The organism is Zoogloea oryzae (genome assembly GCF_030161255.1).
In the GTDB taxonomy this organism is placed as follows: domain Bacteria; phylum Pseudomonadota; class Gammaproteobacteria; order Burkholderiales; family Rhodocyclaceae; genus Zoogloea; species Zoogloea oryzae.
The window spans coordinates 40,442-47,090 of sequence record NZ_BSPX01000037.1; the positions used below are offsets into that span (position 1 = coordinate 40,442).

A 6,649-nucleotide genomic window follows, 5' to 3' on the forward strand; every position below is an offset into this window, starting at 1 on the left:
GACAGGGGGACGACAGCCCATCCGCACGCCGGCCTCAACCGCGAAACCTGTGCTTACACACGGATCGCGACGGCGCCCCGCCAGCCCACTAAGATGCGATTGCACCCCTCGCGCGCCGCCCCTGCGGCGTGCCGATCACCCAACCGGGAACCGCCATGCCCAGCCTGTCCTCCCTGCGCCGCCCCCTCGCCGTCCTGGCGGGCAGCGCCGCCCTGCTCCTGCCCCTCACCGCCGCCGCGCAGAACGCCATCATCACCCAGCCCGCCCAGCTCTTCGCCGGCCCGGCGCCGGACTACCCGGTGATTGCCGCGGTTTATCCGGGGCTGGAGGTGAGCGTAATCGGCTGCCTGGCCGATTACATGTGGTGCGACGTGATGCTGCAGGACGGCCTGCGCGGCTGGGCCTACGGGCCGAGCCTGGCCTACGGCTGGATGGGCAACGCCCTGCCGGTGCCGGATTACGGGCCGTCCCTGGGGATTCCCCTCGTCACCTTCTTCATTGGCGACTACTGGGGCCGTCACTACCGCCACCAGCCGTGGTTCGACGAATACCGCTGGCGCCAGCAGCAGCACGCGCCGCGCTTCATCCCCCCGCCGGCACCCCATCCCCGTGACACCTGGCAGGCGCCCTACCCGCCCCGCTGGGTGCAGCCGGGCATGCCGCCCCGTGACGATCGGCGAGACGACCGGTGGGGCGATCGGCGTGACGACCGCTGGCGCGGCAACGACCAGCCCCCGCGCCGGGATTTCAACCGGGGCGACATGCCCCAGGCCGCACCGACGCCCCAACAGCCCCCCCAGCAACCGCCCCAGTTCCGCCAGGAACCCGGCCGCAACTTCAATCCCCGCCCGGACGACAACCGCGACCGGCGTAACGACGGCGCCCAACAGCAGCCCGCCCCGCCCCGCTTCGTGCCTGCACCTGCGCCGGCCCCCGTCGCCCCACAGGTTGCGCCACCGCAACCGCCCCGCCAGGAAAACCGCTTCACCCCGCCGCCCCAGCCTCAGCAACCCCAGGCCCAACCCCAGCCGCGTGGCGGCGACGGGCCGCGCAACCGCTTCGGCGGGCGGATGGACGAACGCTGAAGCTTGCGGCCCGCGGCCTTGACCTTTCCTGCACCGATGGCGACGGGCGGAAATGCCCGCGGGGGGTCGGCCGCAGGCTTGGCCGGGGAATCGCCCACCGGGCACGGGTGACGGCCCATCGAAGCCGACGTCGGCCAACCCGGGCTTGATGAAATTTCACCCGACGTCGATGAAATCCGACCCCCGAGGGGGTGCCGCCAACCCCCTGCGGGTAGAAACGCTCATCGACTTCGGCTTCGGCCCAGCCGATTTCGCCTCGACGCAACCCGACGCTGCCTAAAAATGAGTCGGAATGAGGGTGGCTGCGACCCCCTCGGGGGGTGGCGGACAGGGTCGTTGGGGGGCAACGGGAGCCGATGTCGATGAGCCATTACTCAAGGTCGGCTCCCGCGAGGTCGGGCACGGCTCGACGGTAGGCAACGCCCCTGAAGGCAGCCTCGCCCGCGCAGATCAATCGCGCGGCGCGGATGGACGAACGCTGAAGCTAGTGGACGGTACACACCATGCAGGGGTCGAAACTCCGCACCACGTGCTGCACCAGCAGCGGCGCGGCTTCCGGCAGGCCGACCAGCGCCTGCTCCAGCGCGCCGGGGGTGCCGGCGGCGTCGCGGGGGGAGAAGTTCCAGGTGGTGGGCGCGATGATCTGGTAGCGCACGATGTGGCCGCCACGCACCGTCAGCCAGTGGCCCAGCGCGCCCCGGGCGGCCTCCACCAGCCCGCAGCCGCGGCCGTCGGTGGGCAGCACCACCTGCTCGCAGAACGGCCCGTCGTCCAGCGCCGTGAGCCACTGCTCCATCGCCGGCACCACCAGCGCCAGCTCCAGCAGACGGGCGATCACGCGGCTCGCCACGTTGCCGCCGTTTTCCATCACCAGTTCGCGGATCAGCGGGTGGCCGGCCACCACCTGACGGGCCAGCGCGCCGCATTCGGCCACCTGCCCCTGCCAGCGGGGCGCCTTGCACCAGGTGTAGGCGCCGTCCTTGTGCTCGACGGGGCGGGTGTCGCCTTCGGAGGGATGACGCGGCACGTCGGCCTCCAGCACATCGCCGGGCTCGAAAGGCTGCAGCGCGCCGGCGGGCAGATCGAGCACGCCGCGCGGGAAGAGCCAGCCGGCGTCCTTGGGATAGGCGCCGTGGCTGAGGAAGCGGTCGGTGGCACGGCCGATCTGGGCGAGTTTCAGGTCTTCGGCAATGGCGAGGAACAGCCGGAAGTCGCTGGCCGTGGCCGGCCGGGCGTCCATCCAGCGGCGCAGGGCGGCAACCGAATCGATGCCGGCGATGGCCTCCAGCCGGTCGCCGAACAGCCGCCGCTCCAGCCACGCGCGAAACTCCCGCAGCGCCGCGAAGACCCGCAGCCGCTCGGCCATCTGCGGCGCCCGGGCCACGCCGCCGGGCTGCAGCGTCATGCTGTGGGGCCACTTGCCGGCCAGGCTGCCCATGATCTGCAAAAAGGCCGCCCGGGCCGGCAGGGCATCGGCGGTGGCGCTGCCGGTGGTGGCCTTGAAGCGCGCCGCGGCGGCGTCGAACCACGGCCGGCCGCGATAGGCGTCCCGCGCGAAATCCGGCGTGAAGAAGAGGTAGAAGTGGGTGAAGTGGTCGGCCAGGTTCTCGGCCGCCAGCACCAGATTGCTCACCCGCTGGCCGTTGGGCGTGGGCCGCACGCCGGCCAGATCGGCCAGCGCCGCCGCGGCCGCCGCCGACTGGGACACCGAGCAGATGCCGCAGATGCGCGGCACGATGGCTAGCGCGTCCATCGGCTCGCGGCCGATCAGGATCTGCTCGAAGCCCCGGAACAGCGGCGAATTGACGTAAGCCGCCGCCACCCGGCCGTCCTCGAAATCGAGGCTCACCTCCAGGTCGCCCTCGACACGGTTGAAGGGCCCCACCACCACACGATTCATTTCAGCACTCCCGTTGCCTGAGCGCCACCGGGGCCGGCCGCGCACGGCCGCCCCGAAGCGGCTGGCCCGCCCCCAAGTGGAGGGGTGAGGCAGGGAACTCATGGCGCACTGCGCCATGCCTGCCGAACGGCCCGGCCATGCAAAGCCGGGCCTCCGCACCCCAGGCGCGTTGAGGGGCGTCGTTCACTTCAGCCCCGTCTTGCGGATGGCCGGCGCGAGCAACGGCGTTTCGACCACCGCGTTCTGGCGCACCCGCGCCGGGGTGGCCGACTTGGACAGCGCGGCCAGCGCCACGAACCACGCCTTGGGCATGTCGGACGGCAGCCCGATGGGGATGCCGGCCACCTTGGGCGTGCGGTCGAAGGCATGGCCCGGCGACTCGAAGCCCGGCTCGGTGCAGCTGATGCACGGGTAGCCGCCGTTGGTGCACGAGCCGGCGCCGTTCCACGGGCGGGTGTTGCAGTCGGCGTGGGCCTGGGTGCCCTTGCAGCCCAGGTGCTCCATCATGCAGCCCAGGTCGCCGGGCTTCTCGGCGCTGGCCTTGAACTCGTAGAACTCGTTGCGGTTGCAGCCGTGATGCACCAGCTGGTCCGCGTAGAAGCGCGGCCGGCCGAGGGCGTCCAGGTCGGCCTCGCCGAACTGCCCGAGGGCGAGGGCCAGCAGGGTGTCGGTGACCCAGTCCGGGTGGGTCGGGCAGCCGGCCACGTTGATCACCGGCAGGCCGGCGGCCGAGCGGTAGTCGGCCCCCAGCAGGCCGCCCCGGTGGTCGCCGTCGTATTGCAGGCCGATGGCGCCGGCCGGGTTGTTGCCCGCCGCGGTGATGCCCCCGTAGGCCGCGCAGGTGCCCACGCCCAGGGTGTAGCGGGCGCGGGTGGCGAGGCTTTTCACCCAGTCGATCATCGGCCGGCCGGTGCCCGCCAGCATGTGGAAGCGCCCGCTGCCGTTGGGGCCAGTGAGGAGCGAGCCTTCGACGCACAGCAGGTCCAGCGGCCGGGCGCCGGATTCGAACTCGGCCAGCAGCGCGCGCACCTCGTCGCCCGAGGCCTCGGACAGCGACGGATGCCAGGCGAGGGTGATGCCGGCCGAACCGAGCAGCCCCAGCACGTCCCGCGCGCTGGAGCACAGCAGCGACATGGTGCAGCCGCCGCAGCCGCCGGACTGGAGCCACAGGAGGTTCATTCGTCGTCTCCTCCCTTGCCGCCGTCGAGGCCGAAGCGGGCCAGCTTGGCGCGCAGGCCCACGCGGGACAGGCCCAGCTCGTTGGCGGCGCGGGTCTTGTTCCAGCGCAGGCGGATCAGGGTCTCCTTGAGCACGCGGGCTTCCAGCGCATCGACGCGCTCCTGCAGGGTGCCGGAGAAGCCCACCGCGGCGAGCGCGTCCAGCGGCGCGTCGGGGCGGCCGGCGGCGCCGGCCTGGAGCACCCGGGGCGCCAGCAGGTGGGCGCGCAGCCGCGGCTCGGTGGCCAGCGCCAGCATGCGCAGGATGGCGTTCTGGAGTTCGCGCACGTTGCCCGGCCAGCGGTAGGCCGACAGGCAGGCCAGCGCCTCGGCGGTGAAACCGTCGGTGTCCTTGCCCAGCGCGCGGCGGCTGGCTTCGAGCAGGCGCTCGGCCAGTAGCGGGATGTCCATCGGCCGCTCGCGCAGCGGCGGAACGTGGATCGGCACGATGGCGAGGCGGTAGTACAGATCCTCGCGGAAGCGTCCTTCGCGCACCTCGGTTTCCAGATCGCGGTTGGTGGCGGCGATCACCCGCACATCCACCGTCACCGGGCGCGGGCTGCCCAGGGGGCGGAACTCGCCCTCCTGCAGCACCCGCAGCAGCTTGACCTGGAAGGCCGGCGAGGTCTCGCCGATCTCGTCGAGGAACAGCGTGCCGCCATCCGCCTGCTGGAACAGGCCGGTGCGGTCTTCATAGGCGCCGGTGAAGGCGCCGCGCTTGTAGCCGAACAGCTCGGCCTCCAGCAGCTCGTCGGGCAGCGCGCCGCAGTTTTCCACCACGAAGGCCTTGTCGGCGCGGCGGCTGCGGTAGTGGATGGCGCGCGCGATCATCTCCTTGCCGGTGCCGGATTCGCCGGAGATGAGCACCGACAGATCAAACGGCGCCACCTGGGCGATCAGGTCGCACACCGGGTTGAGGGGGCTGTCGGGCGCGCGGGTGAGGCCGTCGAGCCCGAACTCGCGCTTCACCCGCTCGTACTTCATCTCGACGCGCTTCTTGAGCACCGGGCCGGTGGTGCGCAGCTCCAGGCTCAGGCGCTGGTTCTCGGCCTGCAGGCGGTGCAGCTCTGCGGCGTTGCGCATGGCCATCAGCAGGTTGTCGGGCTGCCAGGGCTTGAGCAGGTACTGGTAGATCCCTGCGTCGTTGATGCCGGCGATGATGTCTTCCGAGTCGGTGTAGCCCGAGATGATGATGCGCACCACGTCGGGCCACTGCTCACGCACCCGCTTGAGGAAGGACACGCCGGATTCGCCGGGCATGCGCTGGTCGCACAGCAGCACCTGCACCGTCTCGCGCTCGAGGATCTTCCAGGCGTCCTCGGCGGAGGATGCGGTGAAGACCTCGAACTCCTCGTCGAGGGTACGGCGCAGGGCTTCCTGGGAGCGGACTTCGTCGTCCACCACCAGCACGGACGGCAATCGGGCGGCGGGTTTGATCGGGTTGTTCATCACTTGGCTGGGCTGGCCCCGGCGCGATCCCGGTGCCGGGCGAGGTGGCGCGGCGTCCAGGACTGGGGGCTCTTCATCACGAAATGGTAGCGTGCCCCGTGGTAGCTGGGGTCGAAGCCGTAGAAGTTGCGGCGCATCCGGGCGAGTTCTTCGTCCCGGTAGGCGGAGAGGGGTTTGGCGGCTTCGTCAGCCGCACGTCTCGCCTGCTTGGCGGCGAGGTGCTCGGCGTAGTCGGGCGCGGCGGCCAGCGCCTGGGCGCGGGCCAGCATCTCGGCCTCGAAGGCCGGGCGGTCGGCGCCGAAGGCGGCGTCGATCAGGCCTGTTCTTGCGGCGCGGGTGGCGCCCAGCGGCAGGCGTTCGGCCATGATCGCCCGGGCGGCGGCATCGCCCACCCGGCGCGGCAGCAGGTAGGTCCAGTACTCGGAGCCGTACAGGTTGCCCATGTTCTTGTAGTGGGGGTTGAGGATGACGCCCTCGCGCGCCCACACGTGGTCGGCCGCCAGCGCCAGGAAGCAGCCGCCGGCGCCGGCATTGCCGCGCATTGCCGCCACCGTGAGGCGGTCGGTGAGCTGCAGGATGGCGAGGCACACGTCGTCCATCGCGTTGATGTTGGCCCAGGATTCATCCGCCGCCGAACCGCCGGCCTGCTGCGCGGCCTCGATGCGGCCCAGGTGGATGCCGTTGGACCAGAAATCCGCCCCGCCCTCCAGCACCAGCACGCGGGTGGGCCGGCTGCGGGCGAAGTCGATGGCATCGATGAGGCGTCGGCACTGATCGGTGGCCATCGCACCGTTGTAGAAGTCGAAGGACAGCACGCCCACGGCGCCCGCCTCCCTGTAGCGCAGCTCGCCCCAGTCGGCGGCGTCGCGCATGAGCGGCGCCGGGCGCTCGGGCAGCTTGGCAGCCTCGGCCGCGAAGGCGACGGTGGCCGGCAGCTTGATGCCGCCGGGGCGCTTCACGTGGCCGATCCACACCGCGCCGTCGCGAGTGGCGCGCAG

The 6,649-nt window shown here is 71.7% G+C and carries 5 protein-coding genes; 1 reads left to right on the forward strand and 4 read right to left on the reverse strand.

Translation table 11 applies throughout. From position 1 onward, the window contains the following. Nucleotides 1–155 precede the first annotated feature (155 nt). A complete protein-coding gene (locus QQK25_RS13055; RefSeq protein WP_284188296.1) occupies nucleotides 156–1,085 on the forward strand; it encodes an SH3 domain-containing protein in 930 nt (309 codons plus the stop codon). A gap of 484 nt (nucleotides 1,086–1,569) precedes the next feature. On the opposite strand, the gene QQK25_RS13060 is transcribed toward QQK25_RS13055, so the two are convergent. The 4 genes from QQK25_RS13060 to QQK25_RS13075 all read right to left on the reverse strand — a co-directional run. Then, on the reverse strand, nucleotides 1,570–2,985 hold the full coding sequence (locus QQK25_RS13060) for a nickel-dependent hydrogenase large subunit (RefSeq protein ID WP_284188297.1): 1,416 nt from the start codon (nucleotides 2,983–2,985) through the stop codon (nucleotides 1,570–1,572). 183 nt (nucleotides 2,986–3,168) lie between these two features. Then, on the reverse strand, nucleotides 3,169–4,164 hold the full coding sequence (locus tag QQK25_RS13065) for an NADH-quinone oxidoreductase subunit B family protein (protein WP_284188298.1): 996 nt from the start codon (nucleotides 4,162–4,164) through the stop codon (nucleotides 3,169–3,171). After that, the gene (locus QQK25_RS13070) at nucleotides 4,161–5,651 is read right to left on the reverse strand and encodes a sigma-54-dependent transcriptional regulator (protein WP_284188299.1); all 1,491 of its coding nucleotides are present in this window, start codon (nucleotides 5,649–5,651) and stop codon (nucleotides 4,161–4,163) included. The genes QQK25_RS13065 and QQK25_RS13070 overlap by 4 nt, the downstream gene beginning before the upstream one ends. Then, nucleotides 5,651–6,649 (reverse strand): enoyl-CoA hydratase-related protein (locus QQK25_RS13075; protein ID WP_284188300.1); only part of this gene is annotated, 999 nt, incomplete at its 5' end. The genes QQK25_RS13070 and QQK25_RS13075, both read right to left, overlap by 1 nt.

Coding starts and splice junctions, on each gene's coding strand:
- QQK25_RS13055 (WP_284188296.1), top strand. CDS start 156: ATGCCCAGCCTGTCCTCCCTGCGCCGCCCCCTCGCCGTCCTGGCGGGC.
- QQK25_RS13060 (WP_284188297.1), bottom strand. CDS start 2,985: ATGAATCGTGTGGTGGTGGGGCCCTTCAACCGTGTCGAGGGCGACCTG.
- QQK25_RS13065 (WP_284188298.1), bottom strand. CDS start 4,164: ATGAACCTCCTGTGGCTCCAGTCCGGCGGCTGCGGCGGCTGCACCATG.
- QQK25_RS13070 (WP_284188299.1), bottom strand. CDS start 5,651: ATGAACAACCCGATCAAACCCGCCGCCCGATTGCCGTCCGTGCTGGTG.